General features: G+C 66.2%; 18 protein-coding genes. 6 read left to right on the top strand and 12 right to left on the bottom strand.

Annotated elements, in window-relative coordinates; translation table 11 throughout:
• Positions 1-3,168 (top strand): carbamoyl-phosphate synthase large subunit (gene carB / locus ACEQXV_RS20430; RefSeq protein ID WP_370270705.1); only part of this gene is annotated, 3,168 nt, incomplete at its 5' end.
• 60 nt (positions 3,169-3,228) lie between these two features.
• On the opposite strand, the gene ACEQXV_RS20425 is transcribed toward carB, so the two are convergent.
• The 4 genes from ACEQXV_RS20425 to ACEQXV_RS20410 all read right to left on the bottom strand — a co-directional run bounded on the left by ACEQXV_RS20425 (position 3,229) and on the right by ACEQXV_RS20410 (position 7,385).
• Positions 3,229-4,239, bottom strand: a complete 1,011-nt coding sequence (locus tag ACEQXV_RS20425) for a diguanylate cyclase domain-containing protein (RefSeq protein ID WP_370253837.1) — start codon at positions 4,237-4,239, stop codon at positions 3,229-3,231.
• On the bottom strand, positions 4,236-4,823 hold the full coding sequence (locus ACEQXV_RS20420) for a heme NO-binding domain-containing protein (RefSeq protein WP_370253836.1): 588 nt from the start codon (positions 4,821-4,823) through the stop codon (positions 4,236-4,238). The genes ACEQXV_RS20425 and ACEQXV_RS20420 overlap by 4 nt, the downstream gene beginning before the upstream one ends.
• Before the next feature lie 192 nt (positions 4,824-5,015).
• On the bottom strand, positions 5,016-6,572 hold the full coding sequence (locus tag ACEQXV_RS20415; RefSeq protein ID WP_370270703.1) for a trimethylamine methyltransferase family protein: 1,557 nt from the start codon (positions 6,570-6,572) through the stop codon (positions 5,016-5,018).
• A 57-nt stretch (positions 6,573-6,629) separates the two neighbouring features.
• Positions 6,630-7,385 (bottom strand): HAD family hydrolase, encoded by a 756-nt coding sequence (locus tag ACEQXV_RS20410; protein ID WP_370270701.1) that lies wholly within the window; start codon positions 7,383-7,385, stop codon positions 6,630-6,632.
• A 103-nt stretch (positions 7,386-7,488) separates the two neighbouring features.
• Between ACEQXV_RS20410 and ACEQXV_RS20405 the strand changes: the two genes are divergently transcribed.
• Positions 7,489-7,938, top strand: coding sequence for a MarR family winged helix-turn-helix transcriptional regulator (locus ACEQXV_RS20405; protein WP_372526300.1), 450 nt, complete (start codon positions 7,489-7,491; stop codon positions 7,936-7,938).
• 16 nt (positions 7,939-7,954) lie between these two features.
• On the opposite strand, the gene ACEQXV_RS20400 is transcribed toward ACEQXV_RS20405, so the two are convergent.
• Complete coding sequence (locus ACEQXV_RS20400) at positions 7,955-8,233, bottom strand: DUF3572 domain-containing protein (protein WP_370270699.1); 279 nt, start codon at positions 8,231-8,233, stop codon at positions 7,955-7,957.
• 91 nt (positions 8,234-8,324) lie between these two features.
• Here ACEQXV_RS20400 and ACEQXV_RS20395 point away from each other — a divergent pair, with 91 nt between their 5' ends.
• A complete protein-coding gene (locus ACEQXV_RS20395) occupies positions 8,325-9,689 on the top strand; it encodes a diguanylate cyclase domain-containing protein (protein WP_370270697.1) in 1,365 nt (454 codons plus the stop codon).
• A 12-nt stretch (positions 9,690-9,701) separates the two neighbouring features.
• Here ACEQXV_RS20395 and ACEQXV_RS20390 read toward each other — a convergent pair whose 3' ends face one another.
• From ACEQXV_RS20390 to ACEQXV_RS20375, 4 genes are all read right to left on the bottom strand, one after another.
• The gene (locus ACEQXV_RS20390) at positions 9,702-10,217 is read right to left on the bottom strand and encodes a periplasmic heavy metal sensor (protein ID WP_370270696.1); all 516 of its coding nucleotides are present in this window, start codon (positions 10,215-10,217) and stop codon (positions 9,702-9,704) included.
• Positions 10,218-10,220: 3 nt separating this feature from the next.
• The gene (locus ACEQXV_RS20385; RefSeq protein ID WP_370253079.1) at positions 10,221-10,583 is read right to left on the bottom strand and encodes a hypothetical protein; all 363 of its coding nucleotides are present in this window, start codon (positions 10,581-10,583) and stop codon (positions 10,221-10,223) included.
• A complete protein-coding gene (locus ACEQXV_RS20380; protein WP_370253080.1) occupies positions 10,573-11,157 on the bottom strand; it encodes an RNA polymerase sigma factor in 585 nt (194 codons plus the stop codon). Before ACEQXV_RS20380 ends, ACEQXV_RS20385 begins: the two co-directional genes overlap by 11 nt.
• 75 nt (positions 11,158-11,232) lie before the next feature.
• A complete protein-coding gene (locus tag ACEQXV_RS20375) occupies positions 11,233-11,763 on the bottom strand; it encodes an EF-hand domain-containing protein (protein ID WP_370253082.1) in 531 nt (176 codons plus the stop codon).
• Between the two features lie 168 nt (positions 11,764-11,931).
• On the opposite strand from ACEQXV_RS20375, the gene ACEQXV_RS20370 reads away from it, so the two are divergent.
• Positions 11,932-12,315, top strand: a complete 384-nt coding sequence (locus ACEQXV_RS20370; RefSeq protein ID WP_370253084.1) for a DUF983 domain-containing protein — start codon at positions 11,932-11,934, stop codon at positions 12,313-12,315.
• A complete protein-coding gene (locus ACEQXV_RS20365) occupies positions 12,312-12,980 on the top strand; it encodes an NUDIX domain-containing protein (RefSeq protein ID WP_370253086.1) in 669 nt (222 codons plus the stop codon). The genes ACEQXV_RS20370 and ACEQXV_RS20365 overlap by 4 nt, the downstream gene beginning before the upstream one ends.
• 58 nt (positions 12,981-13,038) lie before the next feature.
• On the opposite strand, the gene ACEQXV_RS20360 is transcribed toward ACEQXV_RS20365, so the two are convergent.
• From ACEQXV_RS20360 to ACEQXV_RS20350, 3 genes are read right to left on the bottom strand one after another with little or no spacing between them, the layout of a single operon-like run.
• Positions 13,039-13,971 (bottom strand): AEC family transporter, encoded by a 933-nt coding sequence (locus tag ACEQXV_RS20360; RefSeq protein WP_370253088.1) that lies wholly within the window; start codon positions 13,969-13,971, stop codon positions 13,039-13,041.
• Positions 13,972-13,975: 4 nt separating this feature from the next.
• Positions 13,976-14,887, bottom strand: a complete 912-nt coding sequence (locus ACEQXV_RS20355) for an EamA family transporter (protein ID WP_370270695.1) — start codon at positions 14,885-14,887, stop codon at positions 13,976-13,978.
• Positions 14,888-14,927: 40 nt separating this feature from the next.
• A complete protein-coding gene (locus tag ACEQXV_RS20350; protein ID WP_370270694.1) occupies positions 14,928-15,809 on the bottom strand; it encodes a fatty acid desaturase in 882 nt (293 codons plus the stop codon).
• Positions 15,810-15,922: 113 nt separating this feature from the next.
• Here ACEQXV_RS20350 and ACEQXV_RS20345 point away from each other — a divergent pair, with 113 nt between their 5' ends.
• On the top strand, positions 15,923-16,822 hold the full coding sequence (locus ACEQXV_RS20345; protein ID WP_370270692.1) for a helix-turn-helix domain-containing protein: 900 nt from the start codon (positions 15,923-15,925) through the stop codon (positions 16,820-16,822).
• Positions 16,823-16,880 lie beyond the last annotated feature (58 nt).

The raw sequence follows: 16,880 nt of genomic DNA, 5'->3' as shown, positions 1-16,880 counted from the left end.
CCCGAGCTGGCCGACGCGACCTATATCGAGCCGATCACACCCGAGATCGTGGCCAAGATCATCGAGAAAGAGCGCCCCGATGCGCTGCTGCCCACCATGGGCGGTCAGACCGGCCTCAATACCTCGCTGGCGCTCGAAGAGATGGGCGTTCTGGAAAAATTCGGCGTCGAGATGATCGGAGCCAAGCGCGAGGCCATCGAAATGGCCGAGGACCGCAAGCTGTTCCGCGAGGCGATGGACCGGATCGGCCTGGAAAACCCGCGCGCCACGATCATCACCGCCCCCAAGAAGAACGGCAAACCGGACCTTCAGGCCGGTGTGCAGATGGCGCTGGACGAGTTGGAAAACATTGGCCTGCCCGCCATCATCCGCCCCGCCTTCACCCTGGGCGGCACCGGCGGCGGCGTGGCCTACAACCGCGAGGATTATATCCACTACTGCCGCTCGGGCATGGATGCCTCGCCAGTGAACCAGATCCTCGTCGATGAAAGCCTTCTGGGCTGGAAGGAATACGAGATGGAGGTCGTGCGCGACAAGGCCGACAACGCCATCATCGTCTGCTCCATCGAGAACGTGGACCCGATGGGCGTGCACACGGGCGATTCCATCACCGTGGCACCGGCGCTGACGCTGACCGACAAGGAATACCAGATCATGCGCAACGGCTCGATCGCCGTGCTGCGCGAAATCGGCGTCGAAACCGGCGGCTCCAACGTGCAATGGGCCGTGAACCCGAAAGACGGCCGCATGGTCGTGATCGAGATGAACCCGCGCGTGTCGCGCTCCTCGGCGCTGGCCTCCAAGGCCACCGGCTTCCCGATTGCCAAGATCGCCGCGAAACTGGCCATCGGCTACACGCTGGATGAGCTCGACAACGACATCACCAAGGTCACCCCCGCCAGTTTCGAGCCTACCATCGACTATGTCGTGACCAAGATCCCGCGCTTCGCGTTCGAAAAGTTCCCCGGGTCCCAGCCCTACCTGACCACCGCGATGAAATCCGTGGGCGAGGCAATGTCCATCGGGCGCAGCTTCCACGAGTCGGTGCAGAAGGCGCTGGCGTCGATGGAAACCGGTCTGACCGGCTTCGACGAGGTCACGATCCCCGGCGCACCCGACAAGGCGGCCGTGTCCAAGGCGCTCAGCGAACAGACCCCCGACCGCCTGCGCGTGATCGCCCAAGCCATGCGCCACGGCTTCTCGGATGACGAGATCCAGGCGATCACCTCTTTCGACCCGTGGTTCCTCGCCCGCATCCGCGAGATCGTGGAGGCCGAGGAAGAGATCCGCAAATCCGGCCTGCCGGTGACCGAAGAGGGCCTGCGCAAGGTCAAGATGATGGGCTTCTCCGACGCGCGCCTGGCCAAGCTGACGGGCCGCGACGAAGCCAATGTGCGGCACGCCCGCGTGAACCTCGGCGTGACCGCCCAATTCAAGCGGATCGACACCTGCGCGGCGGAATTCGAAGCGCAGACGCCTTACATGTATTCAACATATGAAACCCCGGTCATGGGTGAAGCAGAATGTGAAGCTCGCCCCTCAAGTGCCCGGAAAGTCGTGATTTTGGGCGGTGGCCCCAACCGTATCGGCCAGGGCATCGAATTTGACTATTGCTGCTGTCACGCCTGTTTTGCCCTGACCGAGGCGGGCTATGAAACCATCATGGTCAACTGCAACCCCGAAACCGTTTCGACCGACTATGACACGTCCGACCGGCTCTATTTCGAGCCGCTGACCTTCGAACATGTGATGGAAATCCTGCGCGTCGAGCAGCAGAACGGAACGCTGCATGGCGTGATCGTCCAGTTCGGCGGTCAGACCCCTCTGAAACTGGCCAATGCGCTGGAAGAGGCCGGCATCCCGATCCTGGGCACCACCCCCGACGCCATCGACCTGGCCGAGGACCGCGAGCGGTTCCAGGATCTCGTCGTGCGGCTTGGCCTCAAGCAGCCGCGCAACGCCATCGCCTCGACCGACGACCAGGCCCGCGCGCGGGCCGAGGAACTGGGCTACCCGCTGGTGATCCGGCCCTCCTACGTCCTGGGCGGCCGCGCGATGGAAATCGTGCGCGACACCGCGCAGCTCGAACGCTACATCGCCGAGGCGGTGGTGGTGTCGGGCGACAGCCCGGTGCTGCTGGACAGCTATCTCGATGGTGCCACCGAGGTGGATGTCGATGCGCTGTGCGACGGCGAGAACGTGCATGTCGCGGGCATCATGCAGCATATCGAGGAAGCGGGCGTGCATTCGGGCGATTCCGCCTGCTGCCTGCCGCCGCACACGCTCTCTCCCGCGATCATCGCGGAGCTGACCCGCCAGTCGGTTGCCCTGGCCAAGGCGCTCAAGGTCGTGGGGCTGATGAACGTCCAGTTCGCGGTCAAGGATGACGAGATCTACCTCATCGAGGTGAACCCCCGCGCCAGCCGCACCGTGCCCTTCGTTGCCAAGGCCACCGACAGCGCCATTGCCTCCATTGCCGCGCGGCTGATGGCGGGCGAGCCGCTTTCGACCTTCCCGCTGCGCGCGCCCTACCCGGAAAACGCCAAGCCGGGCACCCTGCCCGAGGCCGATCCGATGACGCTCGCCGATCCGATGATGCCCTGGTACTCGGTGAAAGAGGCCGTGTTGCCCTTCGCCCGCTTCCCTGGCGTCGATACGATCCTGGGGCCGGAAATGCGCTCGACCGGCGAGGTCATGGGCTGGGACGTGTCCTTCCCCCGCGCCTTCCTCAAGGCACAGCTCGGGGCCGGCACCGTCCTGCCGACCGAAGGGGCAGTCTTCGTCTCGATCAAGGACGCCGACAAGGGCCCGGTGATGCTGGAAGCTGCGCAGATCCTGCTCGACCTGGGCTTCTCACTGGTCGCAACGCGCGGCACGGCCGCCTGGCTTGCGGATCAGGGCCTGCCCTGCGACACGATCAACAAGGTCTACGAAGGCCGCCCCAATATCGTCGACCTGCTCAAGGATGGCGGCATCGCGCTGGTCATGAACACCACCGAAGGGGCGCAGGCGGTCGAGGACAGCCGCGAAATCCGCTCGGTCGCGCTCTATGACAAGATCCCCTACTACACCACGGCGGCAGGCGCCCACGCAGCCGCCCTGGCGATGCGCGCCGCGCGCGAGGGTGACATGAACGTGCAAAGCCTTCAGGCCACGCCTGCGGCCTGATCGCCCGCTCCACGGAACGTGACAGGCCCGCGCCCACCGGCTGCGGGCCTTTCTCATGGATCAATTGGGGCGCAGCGGGGCCAGAAGCGCATCGGTGAACAGCGTGTGCTGCGCGCGGCCCCTGTGTTTCGAGGCATAAAGCGCCATATCGGCATCGTTCAGCATCCGGTCGGGGTCGGGTCTGTCGTAGCGCGATGCCAGCACCGACCCGGCACTGGCCGAAATCCGGCAGAGCTGCCCTTCGAATGCCACTGGCTCCTCCAGCCGTGAAATGAGGCGCGCCCCGATCGCCTCCAGCAGTTCAGGATCGTCGCAATCTCGAAAGAGCAGGACGAACTCATCGCCCCCCACCCGCGCCACCATGTCCCCGCCCCTGATCTCGGATCGCAGGACCTCGGCCACATGCGCCAGCACGTGGTCGCCCGCCGCATGGCCAAGGCTGTCATTCACATCCTTGAAGAAATCGAGGTCCAGATGCATGAGCCCGAAGCGCGGCACCGGATCATCCGCAAGCTCGGCCAAACGCGCATCCATCGCCCGCCGGTTGGCCAGCCCGGTCAGCGTGTCGGTCAGAGCCCGTTCCTCCGCCGCGCGCCTCGCCTGCTGCAACCGGTCCGTCAGCTTGCGCGACTCGCGCGCGATGGCGGCATTGGTCTCGCGAAGGTAGAGCAGGTCAACTGTCTGATCGCATGGGGAAAAGTCGCTCAGCGTCAGTCCACACTCGGTCACCGCCCTTGCAAAGGACAGGCCCAGGGACAGGTTCAAGAGCCCACCCGTGCCCGCGGGCAGCCCCACCACCATCCCCCGCAGCGGCAAATCGGACCGGGCGCGCAGGCTCAGGCTCAGCCGCGCGCTCTGCAGGGCCAGCAACGCATCCATGTCGCGGCTTGCGCGCGGGCTTTGCAGGTCCAGCACGTCGAAAAGGGGCCGTCCACGCAGGTCCTGCCCCGCGATCTTGGTCAGGGTCGGCCCCACCCGGTTGATCAAGCCGCCAGGTCCGATCCACAGATGCATCGGCATCAGCTGATCGAGCGCCCGCCCCGACAGGCCTATCACGCGCTCAGGGATCATCGCATCCCCTCCGCCAGGGAAAAGCTGCGCCCGGTGGCAAAGGCCGTGTCCACCAGTTCGATCGCGATCCGCTCCTTGCCGTCCTGGCCCTCCTGGGCGGTGAAGAACGCCAGGGTGCCATAGTCGTCCGCCATCGCCCGAAGCGCCCCGAGAAAGACCGGGCCCACGCCCGGCAAGCGCCAGTCGAGATCGAGAACGAAGTGACGGATGTCCTCCTGGCGCAGCCGCATCACCGGCATGTCCAGATCGGGCAGCGCCAGTTGCGCGCGGCCCGTCAGGTCCTCCAGCGACAGCAGGAAGTCCCGGAAACTGTCACCGCCAAACCGCATCAGCCGCCGAAGCCGTTCCTGGTTCGGATGCGACAGCAAGTAGGTGCCCAAATCCTCCAACAGCGCATGCTGATCCTTGTGCAGCAGGGCCGCCGCCGCCTCGATCGTCGCCGTTGTCAGCCGGTCCTCATAGACCAGCATCGATTCGAACCCGCCCTCCGGAACCCCCGCATGGCTGGCCACCTCCGCCCAGGTCTCCTGGCCATAGGTATCCGTCAGGAACCCCTGAAGGGCGCGGTTGACAAGACCATGCATGGGCGACGGACTCCGGCTCTCCTTTTTTCTCCTGATAGGACAGAACCGTTAAGGAAGCCTTGCCGTCATCGTTCCGGAAATATCCCGGGGGTCCGGGGGCAGCGCCCCCGCGCGGGCCGACGATCCCTCCCGCAAGGGAGGGTGAGGAGGCCCGCCCCCGGATCGGCGCCGAAGGCGGCGAGACGACCGGCCTCAGAAATCCGTGGGCGCACCGCCCTCGGCAATCCGGCGATCCACGAAGGCACGCAATTCCTCCTTCACCGCCGCATCCATCGCGGGGGGCTCGAAACTGCCGCTGATCTCCTTGTAGATCCTGTGCGCCCGCTCCGCGGTCCATTCGCCGCCGCCCGCCTCCCAGGCCTCGAAGTTGCGCCAGTCGCTTGCGAAGGGCGCATAGAAGGCGTCCTGGTAGCGGTCCTGGGTGTGCTGCACGCCAAAGTAATGCCCGTCCGGCCCCACCTCGCGGATCGCGTCGAAGGCGATGTCTTCTTCCCCGGTCGCCCACAACTGAGGCTCGAAATAGCGCTGGATCATCTGCAGGACTTCGCAATCCATCACGAATTTCTCGGGGCTGGCGATCAGACCGCCCTCCAGCCACCCGGCCGCGTGATAGACCATGTTGGTGCCCGACTGCACCGCCGACCAGAGCGAGTTGGAGGTCTCCCACATCGCCTGCCCGTCGGGCACGTTGGCCGCGCAGACGCCGCTGGCGCGCATCGGCAGGTCATAGAACCGGGCCATCTGCCCGGTCATCTGGGTGGCGCGCATGTATTCGGGCGTGCCGAAGGCAGGTGCGCCCGATTTCATGTCCACGTTCGAGGTGAAGGTGCCGATGGCCACCGGGCAGCCCGGGGCGATGAATTGCAACAGCGCAATCGCGGCCAGCCCCTCGGCCAGGCTCAGCGTCACCGCGCCCGACATCGTGACCGGCGCCATGGCGCCAGCCAGCGTGAAGGGTGTGACGACCACGCCCTGCCCGGCGCGGGCCAGGATCATCGCGCCTTCCAGCATCGGAAAGTCGTGCTTGAGCGGCGAGACCGAGTTGATGTTCGTATACATCCGCGGCGTGGCGCGGAACTCTTCCTCCGTCAGCCCGCCCGCGATGCGCACCATCTCCATCACGTCCTCGACCCGCTCTTTGCCGAGCGAATAGGCATGCGCCACCTTGTCTGTCAGCGTGAGCTTCTCGTAGAGGCATTCGAGATGCCGGATCGAGGCATGCACGTCGATCGGTTCGGGCGCGTAGCCCCCTGCGAAATGGATGCAGTTGAAATACTGCGTCAGTTTCAGGAATTCCTTGTAGGTCTCGAAATCCCCCGACCGCTTGCCGCGTTCCAGGTCCCAGGAATTGGGCGGCGAGGATACGTTGCCGAAGACGATCACGTCGCCGCCGATGATCAGCTGCCGCTCGGGATTGCGCGGGGTGATGGTGAAGGAGGACGGCGCACGGCGCACCATCTCCATCACGAAATCCTCGTCCATGCGCACGTTGGTGCCCGTCACCTTGCAGCCCGCCCGCGCCAGGTGCTCGCGCGCCTCTTCGTTCAGGAATTCGATCCCGATTTCCGACAGGATGCGCATCGCGCCCTTGTGGATCGCCAGGACGCCCTCTTCGCGCAGGGGTTCCACCGGCTTGTCGGGGTTGCGCGGCAACCGCCAGGGCATCTGGTCGATGACGGCGGTTCCTGCTCGGTCTGCGTGGCCTCTGCGGCCGCCGGCACGGCGGCGGCGGGGGGCTTGGTCGGTCATGGGTCTCTCCCGGATCTCGTTGGCTCCAGACTGGCCGAGCCGCCGGGCGAGGGGTTTTCAGATTGCGACGGAATCCGATTCCGTTTGCGTCGCTTTGTCGTCCCGACCCGACGCATCCAGCCGATTGGCGGAATCGAGCCGATCCAGAAGCGCGCCGATATCGGGCAGAACGACATCGGCATGAGGGGCCAGAACATGCGCCTCGGCCAGCCCGGTCAGCACGCCAAGCGTGCGCATCCCCGCCGCTGCACCTGCGTGTAGGTCATGCAGGCTGTCGCCCACCATCAGCACCTCGGCCGGCGGCAGGCCCATGGCTTCGGCAAAGGCCAGGCACATGCCCGGCCCCGGCTTGGGCCCAAAGCCGCTATCGGCACCAGCCACGAAATCGAACTGTTCCAGGATCCCGGCCTGTTCGAGATGCGCGCGCGCAGAGTATTCACTGTCATTCGTGGCCACGCCGATGCGCAGACCCCGCGCCTTCAACGCCGCGAGGAAAGGCACCAGCGGCACCGCTTCGGCCATCGGGGCGGTCGCCGCCGCGAGGCTGATCCGGCTGCGAAGCGATTCCGGCGTGGCCCCAGGGATTTCGGGCAGCAGCGCGGTGACGGTATCCTCGTCCGTCCCCGAGATCAGGTGGCTGTCGGGATGGAAGCCAGAGGTCTCCCAATCATAGCCGATCAGCGCCCCAAGCCGGGCCGCTTCACGGTCATCGCCCCCGGCCAGTTCGCCAAGAAACGCCCGCGCCCAGCCCGACCAGCTGACCTGGAAATCGAACAGGGTTCCGTCCTTGTCGAACAAAATGCCAGAAATCATTGCAACCTTCCCTCTAAAGTTAAATACTGCGCGCCAGTAACGAGTATGTCACGAGGTACCTCGCGGTTTTACATATCGCGACAGCAAATTGTCAGAGATTATCATGGATGGACAACGGCCAAGATATGGCTTGCATGAAAGCATCGGTTTTCATGCCACCCGAGCCGCCCGGCTCGTAGAGCGTCGGGTCGAGGACGGACTAAGAGAATTCGGGCTGACCCGGATCGGTTGGTGCATTCTGCTCGCCGTTGCCGAGGGCGGCCTCAAGAACCCTTCCGACATCGCTGCCTTCGTCGGCATCGACCGGACGGCGACGTCGCGCGCATTGCGCGCGTTGGAGTCCGAGGGGCTCATTTCGCGTGCTATCGGCCAGCAGGACCGTCGCATGACCGAGGTCACCATGACCGCGGCAGGCTTCGACCGGATGATCGAAGCCGTGCCCGTATGTTCCGAGAATATGGAACATTTCAACTCCAAGCTGACCCCGACGGAACAGCGGGAGTTGCTGCGGCTCCTGGGCAAGCTCTGCGAGGGTGAGCTCGGCGACGCCTGAGCCTTCCCGGTCCCGATCAGGTCCAATTCGGAAGCTCCCCCCCGGGGAGTTTCTGGCGTGCCTGCATGAGCGTCTCGTAAGACAGCGACAGCGCATCGCAACACGCCACGACCCAGGCATCGTCCATCAGGATGAAATCCAGCACCGAACCCAGGTAGGCCGGGTCGCTCGCCCCGTTGCGAAGATCCTCCGCCGACGCGCCGCTGGCCCCCAGGAAGACCGGCATCAGGTCGTCATTGCCCGCGAGCCAGCCAAGCGCCAGCAGCGCGATTTCCTCGGCACGATCCAGAATCATCCTGGCGCGAATCCCTCTCGTTAAAGGCTTTGTTAACCTTTCGGGAGCATGGATGAGAAAAGCCCGGAGATAAACAGTGGCGGAGCATTCGATGACAGGGCGCATTCTGGTTGTGGACGATGTGGCCACCAATCGCATCGTCATGAAGGTCAAGCTCGCGGCGGCCTGCTATTCGGTGTTGCAGGCCGATTGCGGTGAGGCCGCCCTCAGGCTTGCCAGGTCCGAACGTCCCGACCTGATCCTCCTCGACGTGATGATGCCGGACATGAGCGGTGTCAGCGTTTGCGAACGGCTGAAATCCGATCCCGAAACCGCCGATATTCCCGTGATCCTGATCACGGCCTTGTCCGACAGCGACAGCAAGGTCGACGGGCTCAAGCGCGGGGCCGACGATTACCTGACCAAACCGGTGGACGAGGTGACGCTGCTGGCGCGGGTGCGCTCGCTTCTGCGCTCCTCCGAGATCCAGCGTGAATTGCGGCTGCGCGAAGACTCCTATGCAGGTCTGGGCTTCGCGGAACCCACGACGGGCTTCGACTGCCCCGGCAAGGTGGCGCTGGTGGCACCGGATGCGGCCACGGGCATGGCCTGGAAGCGCGCCCTTGGCCCCGTTGTGGGCAACCCGCTGGAGGTTCTGCCGCGCGAACACGCGCTTCAGACCCGGGTTCAGGCCGCGCCCGACCTCTTCGTCATCGCCGCCGATCTGGCCACGCGCAACGAGGGGTTGCGGCTTTTGTCGGACCTGCGCTCGCGCCCGGCCTCGCGTCACGCGGCGGTGCTGATGATCCTGCCCCAGGGCGACACGGAACGGGGCGCCGTGGCGCTCGACCTGGGGGCGGGCGACATTCTCTACGATCCCTTCGACATCGGGGAACTTGCGGTGCGCATCGAAATGCAGCTTAAACGCAAGTCCCAGTCGGACCGCCTGCGCGCCTCTGTCGAAGCGGGGCTGGAACTGGCGGTGACCGACAGCCTGACGGGGCTTCACAACCGCCGCTACGCCCTGCGGCGGCTAGACCGGATGATGATGGCACCGGGACGCGGTGTGGCGGTGATGATGCTCGACCTCGACCATTTCAAATCCGTCAATGACAGCTTCGGCCATGCTGCGGGCGATCATGTGCTGGCCGCCGTGGCCAAGCGCTTGCGCAACCAGTTGCGGCCACAGGATCTTTTGGCCCGGCTCGGGGGCGAGGAATTCCTCGTCGCTGTGCAGGATGTCGGATCGGAAACCGCGCTCGACTGCGCCGAGCGGTTGCGCCGCGCCGTGGGCGAGGCTCCGATCACCGGGCCGGGTCTCGACTTGCCGATCCCGGTCACGATGAGCGTGGGCCTGGCGATGACCCAGACCCATGGTGAAACGGCGGAAGTCCTGCTGCAACGCGCCGACCAGGCGCTTTACGGCTCCAAGCACGAGGGGCGCAACCAGGTCACGGTCTCAGCCTCGGCGGCCTGAGCACCACCCATATCAGCGCCGGTCAGGCCCGGGGCGGTGGCGATCAAGCGCCTCGACCAGTCGTTCCGAGAAGGCCGCGCGTTCGGCTGCCGGCATGGTTTCCAGCTGATCCAGCAGCGCTCCGTGCCCGCGCGCCTGTAACGCCACGACCTGCCCGCGCTGCATTTCCAACGCCGCTTCGGCGGCCTCGCGATCGAAAGGCTCCGCGCGCACCGCGCGCGCGAAGGCCAAGGTCGCCTCAAGCAGATCGGCCCTGTGGCCGCGCAGCTCTTCGCGGTCCTGCCCGACGCGTTCGATGATGGCATTGCGGTCGCCCCGCTCCAGCGCACGGCCCATCGGTCCAAGCGCCAGCGTCCGGGCGATGTCGATCCGCTCACCCGGGCCCCCATCGGGCCGACCGTTCAGCACGGCCCCCCCGATCATGCCCAGGATCAGCAGGTTCACGGCAAGGCTCAGCCCCAGGGCGATCTTCACGCCCCGCCCGGTCCGGCCCGCCGTCTTGCCCGTGGTGGTGTTCGTCTCGCTCATCTCTCAGCCTCCCTGCCCGGGCAAGAGATCGCTCAGGCCCGGCAGAAGTTCGTCCCCGGTCACCAGACCAAAGGTCGACAATTGCCCGCCAAGCGCGGAATCAACGCTGTCAGGCGCATAGACCCCGATCAGGAGCCCCGCCATCGTCGCGGCAACCAGGCCGCCCGCGCCGAACCAGCCGCCGATATTGGACAGGACCCCGCCCAACAGCCCGCCGCCTCGCGCCGGTGCGCCCGGGGTCTCGGCCAATCCAGCCTGCACGCGATCTGCATCGGCCAGAACCCGCGCCACGAGGTCGTCGCCCGGGGTTTCGCCTCCGCGCGCCTCGGCAAACAGCGCCTCCAGCCTGTCCATGTCACCCGTCATAGCCCAGGGCCTCCTTCTGGCCTGCAAGCGCCTGCGCCAACGCGCGTTTGCCGCGCGCGGTCAGGCTCTCGACTGCCTCGACGCTGATCTCCAGCACCTCGGCGATTTCGGGGTTCGACAACCCCTCGATATGGCGCAGCACCACCGCCTGGCGCTGCCGTTCCGGCAGCCGGGCCAGCGCCGCATCCAGCGCCTGCATCCGCCCTGCCTGAACCATCTGTTCCTCGGCCCCCGGCCTATCATCCTCGGGCTCCGCGCCCTCGTCCAGACCCACGGAGCGGCCCGCCTTGCGCAGCCGGTCCACGGCCAGGTTGGCGGTCACGCGATAAAGCCAGGTCGAGGGCTTGGCCCCGCCCGGCACCCATTCGGCCGCGGCCCGCCACAGCCGCAGCATGGCCTCCTGCGCCACGTCCTCGGCTTCGGCCCGGTCCCCCAGGACGCGGGCAGCATGGCTCAGGACGCGAGGCAACAGGCGGGCAGTCAGGAGCCGGGCCGCTGCCGGTTCGCCATTGGCAAACAGCACCATCAGGGCATCGTCCTGAAGTTGGTCCAGATCGGCATCCAAGGGCTCCATACTCCTGTCCTAGCCCGCCTGCGCCCGGGGGGGAAGGGGGCCACCGGGACAATGGCCACCCTTCAGGGACGTCACTCAGCCTTCGTCGGATTGGCCCCAACGATGACCCTGCCCGTGGCCTTGACCCTGGCCATGCCCGCCACCGCGGCGCTGCATGGCATGGGCCTGGGCGGCCTCGAACTCTTCGGCGCTGATCGCGCCATCGCCATCGGCGTCCATCCGGGCAAAGAGCCGCTCCGGCCCCGGCCCGCGCGGGCGCATGTCGTCAAGCTCGTTGGCGCTGAGCAGCCCGTCCTCGTTATCGTCGAACCGCTCGAACTGGGCGTCGATCCGCTCTTCCACCCGGCCCATGGCAGCGGCGATCATCTCGTCGCGGCTGAGGTTGCCATCGCCATCGGTATCGGCCTCGGCAAAGCGGGCGTCACGATGGGCCAGCATCTCTTCCAGCGTCAGCGACCCGTCGGCATTGGCATCAAGCTCGGTAAAGCTGGGGCGCTCGCCCCCGGGGCCACCTGCGCCACCGGGACCCATGGCCGCCACCGGCAGGGCCAGCGCGAGGCCAACGGGGATCAGAACGCTCAGCATCAGGGCTTTCTTCGTAGACATCTGCACATCTCCTTTGCTTGCCTGTCTGATCGTTGAACGGGCCGGTCCGCGCTTTCCGTCGAAAAAAAATTGCGGGTGGTTTTGCCGCGCCCCGCCGGGGTTTTCGCAGGCCCCGCCCGAGGCTAGATACGTGGCAAGGACAAACGAGTTTGCGCGAAGGAGGCCGCTATGGCCGCAGAGACGATGATCGACGAGGGGGCCGAACGCCCGTTCTGGCCCTCGGTGCGCCGGGGCCTGCGCGGTCGCTGCCCGCGCTGCGGCGAAGGCCGCGTGCTGCGCGGCTACCTCAAGCTGCGCGATGAATGCGACTGCTGCGGGCTGGACCTGACCAAGACCCGCGCCGATGACGGCCCGGCCTATGTCACCATCCTGGTGGTCGGGCACCTGATGGTTGCGGGCATGCTTCATGTCTTCATGGCCTATCGCCCCGGCCCCTGGGAAATGGTGGCGATCTTCGGCTCGGGCACGGTGGCGCTCTCGCTCTTCCTTCTGCCGCGCTTCAAGGGCATGTTCGTGGGCATTCAGTGGGCCAAGAGGATGCACGGGCTTTGACGGAGGTTCCCATTCGCGATGCCGCCACCATCATCATGGTGCGCGATGCCGAAACGCGCCCCCGCGTGCTGATGGGCCAGCGCGGGCACGGGGCGGTGTTCATGCCGTCGAAATTCGTCTTTCCGGGCGGCGCGGTCGATGCGGTCGATGCCACGATCCCGGTGGCCAACCCCGCCGATGCCGACAGCCTGCGGCGGCTGGCCAACCAAAGCAGCACCGCGCCCGAGGCGCTGCTCAATGCCGCCACGCGAGAGCTTTGGGAAGAAACCGGGCTGCTGCTCGGTGCCGAAGACAGCCGCGCGGGCCAGATCGAGGCCCCAAAAGGCTGGCGCGGCTACCTGGCCACCGGTCACCTGCCCGATGGCGATGCGCTGAACTTCGTCTTCCGCGCGATCACGCCCCCGGGCCGGCCCCGCCGCTTCGACGCGCGCTTCTTCATGGCCGAGGCCGACCGGCTGACATCGGACCCCGATGATTTCACCCGCGCCGAAGACGAACTGAGCCACCTGCAATGGGTCGCGCTCGACGAGGTGCGCAAGTTCGACATGCCCTTCATCACCGAGGTCGTGCTGGCCGAGATCGGTGCGATCCTGACCGGCACCGATCAGCCCGGCGTCCCGTTTTTCAACAATCTCGACGAGATCAGCCGCTTCGAACGGTTGTGACCGGACAAACCGCGCCGACACAAGCGGCGAGCGGCCCGTCCCCGGGCCGCCGCCCGGTTCAGCCCAACCCGAAGACCCGCTCGCCGATCGCGATCCAGATCGGCATCGCGGCAAAGCTCAGCAGCGTCTGCACGGTGATCATCGCCGCCATCAGCGGCGCATCGCCCCCCAACTGCCGCGACAGCGTATAGGCCGCGACCCCGACCGGAAGCGCCCCGTAGATCAGCAGCACCTGCGCCTGGAGCGGATCGACCCCAAGCGCCAGCGTCAGCGCCAGGATGACGACGGGAAAGACCACCAGCTTGCCGATGGCCGACAGCGCAATCGGCAGCGCATCGCCCGACAGCCCGCGCAGCTTCAGGTTCGCACCCACGCAAAGCAGCATGATCGGCAGGGCTGCCGCCCCCAGCACCGCCAGCGCATCATGCAGCACCGGCAGCCGTCCCAGCCCGGCCCAGTTGGCCGCCAGCCCGATAAGGACCGACAGGATCAGCGGGTTGGTTGCGAGCCCCTTCAGCGCCGACAGGACGGGCCTCGCACCGGGTTTCGGCAGGTAGATGGCAAACAGGCCAACCACGGTCAGGTTCACCACCGGGATCAGCGCCGCCGCCGCCAGAACCGCCATTTGAAGCGCAGGTGCGCCGTAAAGCGCCTCGGCCACGGCCAGCGCGATGAAGGTGTTGAACCGGCCCACCCCTTGCAGAAGCGAGGTCACGACCGCCCCGTCGCGATGGATGAGCCACCCCACCAGCACGCCATAGCCCGTTGCCGCGAAGAAGGCGGCGTAAAGCACGCTGGCCATCGTCGCCAGCACCTCGCCCGACAGGTCCGCGGTGGAAATGCGCACGTAGAAAAGCGCCGGCATCAGCAGGAAATAGACCAGCCTGTCATTGAGGTTCCAGAACTCCGCCGACGGGATCCCCCCCCGGCGCAGCCCGTATCCCAGGCAGATCAGCACGAAGACCGGCGCGATGCTCAGAACGATATCCATGGCCCTACAACGCCCCCCAGACGATCAACAGCAAGCTGAGCACGATCAGCCCCGCGCCGCCCAGTTCCTTGGCCGATGACCGCTCTTTCAGCCAGAAGACCGAGAAGAGGAAGGTAAACAGCAGTTCCACCTGCCCAAGCGCCTTCACATAGGCCGCGCTTTGCAGGGTAAAGGCGGTGAACCAGCCCAGGGATCCCAGCATCGAGGTCAGTCCCACCAGCCCCGACACCCGCCAGCTGGCCAGCACCCGCCCGATCTCGTCCCGTTCGCGCCAGTATAGCCACGCCCCCAGCACCAGTGCCTGCACCGCCGTGGCCGCCCCCAGGGTGAACGAGGCGCGCAGGAAGACCGAACCCTCCTCCAGCGCCAGCGATGCCCCCCGGTAGCCCACGGCCGAGATGCTGAAGAGGAGCCCGGAGGCCAGCCCATAGCCCGAGGCCACGTTGAACAGCCGCGCCCGCCATGGCAGCGTCACGTCACCCTTGGGCGGGTCCGACAGCAGCACGACACCCGCGAAGCCGAAGCCGATGGCGACCACCACCGGTGTCGAAACCGCGTCCCCCAGCACGACGAGGCCCAGAAGGGCGGTCAGGATCACCTCGGTCTTGGCCAGCGTGATCCCCACCGGGAAATTGCGCCGCGCGAACAGCGCCACCACGCACATGGTGGCCACGATCTGCGCCAGCCCCCCCGACAGAACGAAGCCCCAGAACCGCGCATTGGGGGCGGGCAGGCCCTGCCCGGTCGCCCCCGATACCGCCAGCACGATCAGCGCCACCAGCGGCGCGGAATACAGAAATCGCGCCCAGGTCGCCCCCGCCGTCGACAGGCTGGTGACCTTCAGGTGCCGTTGCAGCAGAAACCGGAGGTTCTGCATGAAGGCGGCAAGGATCGTGACGGGTATCCAGAGGGGCATGGGCCTGTTTCACCCGGCCCCGGGGCCTTGGCAAGTCAATTCACTGGCGCGGCCACAGCGGATGCGGCACCGGGTCCTTCGCGCGCAGCAGATGGCGGCGGAAGATCTGCGCGTAGCTGTCATAGCGGTAGCCCTCGTTGCGGGTCAGGTATTTCTCGCGGTTCGAGAAATAGAGCTGCGGCAGCCGGTACCAGGGCGTGCGCGGATGCATGTGGTGCACCACGTGCAGGTTGTTGTTGAGAAAGAGGACGGCCAGCGGCCCCCGGTCCTCGATGATCACCGTGCGCCCGCGCACCTTCTCGTGGGCCTGGTGTTCCAGGAAGGTGCGGATCTTGAGCAGGGACAACCCCGCATAGGCAGAGGCCAGGTAGGCCCAGAGCGGCACCGCCGACAGGCTGACCAGCCACAGGATCGCGCCCATCATCACCGCGTGCCCCGCCCAGGATCGCAGGACGCGCCGATTGCCGGCCCGCACCTGCCGCCAGTCCCCCGCCATGAAGGTAACCTGCCCGATCGCCGGGCCTAGCAGCATCCGCCCCAGAAGCGTGTTGTTGAGCCGCAAGAGCCACTTCACGGGCCCCGCCAGCCGGCCCCAGACCGCCGGGTCGAGATAGTTGCTTTCGGGGTCGTCGTAAGGGTCGGTCAGGGTGCTGTCGAGGTGATGCGACAGGTGGGTATCGCGAAAGCGCCCATAGGGAATGGCCAGGTTCAGCGAGGCATAGACCAGCACCGCGCCCCATTTGCGCCCCGGGAAGGGATGCCCATGCAGAACCTCGTGCTGAAGCGAGCTTTGAAGCGCGATCGAGACGACAAGCGCCGCGATGGCCAGCGGCATCCAGATCCCCGGCAGCCAGTAAAGCCCCAGCGCCCAGACCACGTAACAACCCAAGATCAGCAGAAGCGTCGGCCATTCGACCCGCATGTTCGTCCCTCACTCTTGATGGTGCGTTTCCACAAGCTCCTATCAGGGCTTGCTTTTTCCAGGCAGTCCGGGAATTCTCAACATGAATTCAACATTGGTGACTTTTTTCAACAATGCGTATCAGCGTGAACAAGCTCGACCGGGCCGCCCTCTTCCGCGACCGGCTCGCCGAAGCAATGGCCCAGACCGGCACCAGCCGTGCCGCGCTTGCCCGCGCCGCAGGGGTGGATCGCTCGACCATCTCTCAGCTTCTGTCCGACGGGGATGCGCGGATGCCCGGCGGGCACCTTGTTGCGGCAGCGGCGGAAGCGCTTTCGGTTTCGACCGACTGGCTCCTCGGGATCTCCGACCGGCCCGAGGCCACCGCCGATCTGCTCACAGCCACCCTGACCGAAACCGAGCGCGCCAGCTCCGCCGATGACCAGATCTTCGCCTGGCACGAGGAGGCGGCAGGCTACAAAATCCGCCACGTGCCCGCGACGCTTCCCGACATGCTCAAGACCCATGCGGTGATGGACTGGGAATATACCCCGGCGATGAACCGCAGCCCCGGCCAGGCCATCGCGGCGGCCGAGGCCCGGCTCGACTGGATGCGCGCCTCCGAATGCGACTACGAAATCGCCCTGCCCCTGCACGAGATCGAGGCCTTCGCGCTCGGCCAGGGCTATTATGCCGGGCTGGATGCAGCTATCCGCCGGGACCAGATCGACTGGATCCTCTCCGTCCACGATCAGTTCTACCCCACGCTCCGGCTCTTCCTGTACGATGCCCGCCGCGTCTACTCGGCCCCGATCACCATCTTCGGCCCGAAACTCGCCGCGATCTATCTCGGACGCTACTACGTGGCCTTCCGCGACCGCGACCGGGTGCGCGCCGTCACCCGCCATTTCGACGGCCTGGTGCGCGAAGCCACCCATGCCGCCCGAGAGGTCCCGCCAGTGCTAGAGGCCCTGCGCTCATCTGTCCATCTAGAACACGGCCCTGGCCCCATGCACAATAGAGCTATGGAGTGAGCTCTTGTCAGCCTCAGTCACATGGTTATTTTTTGCAACTGACAGGCAACTCTGCATA

The sequence above is a fragment of the Nioella sp. genome, assembly GCF_964229645.1.
GTDB lineage: Bacteria > Pseudomonadota > Alphaproteobacteria > Rhodobacterales > Rhodobacteraceae > Nioella.
This window is presented reverse-complemented; position numbering and strand designations above follow the sequence as displayed.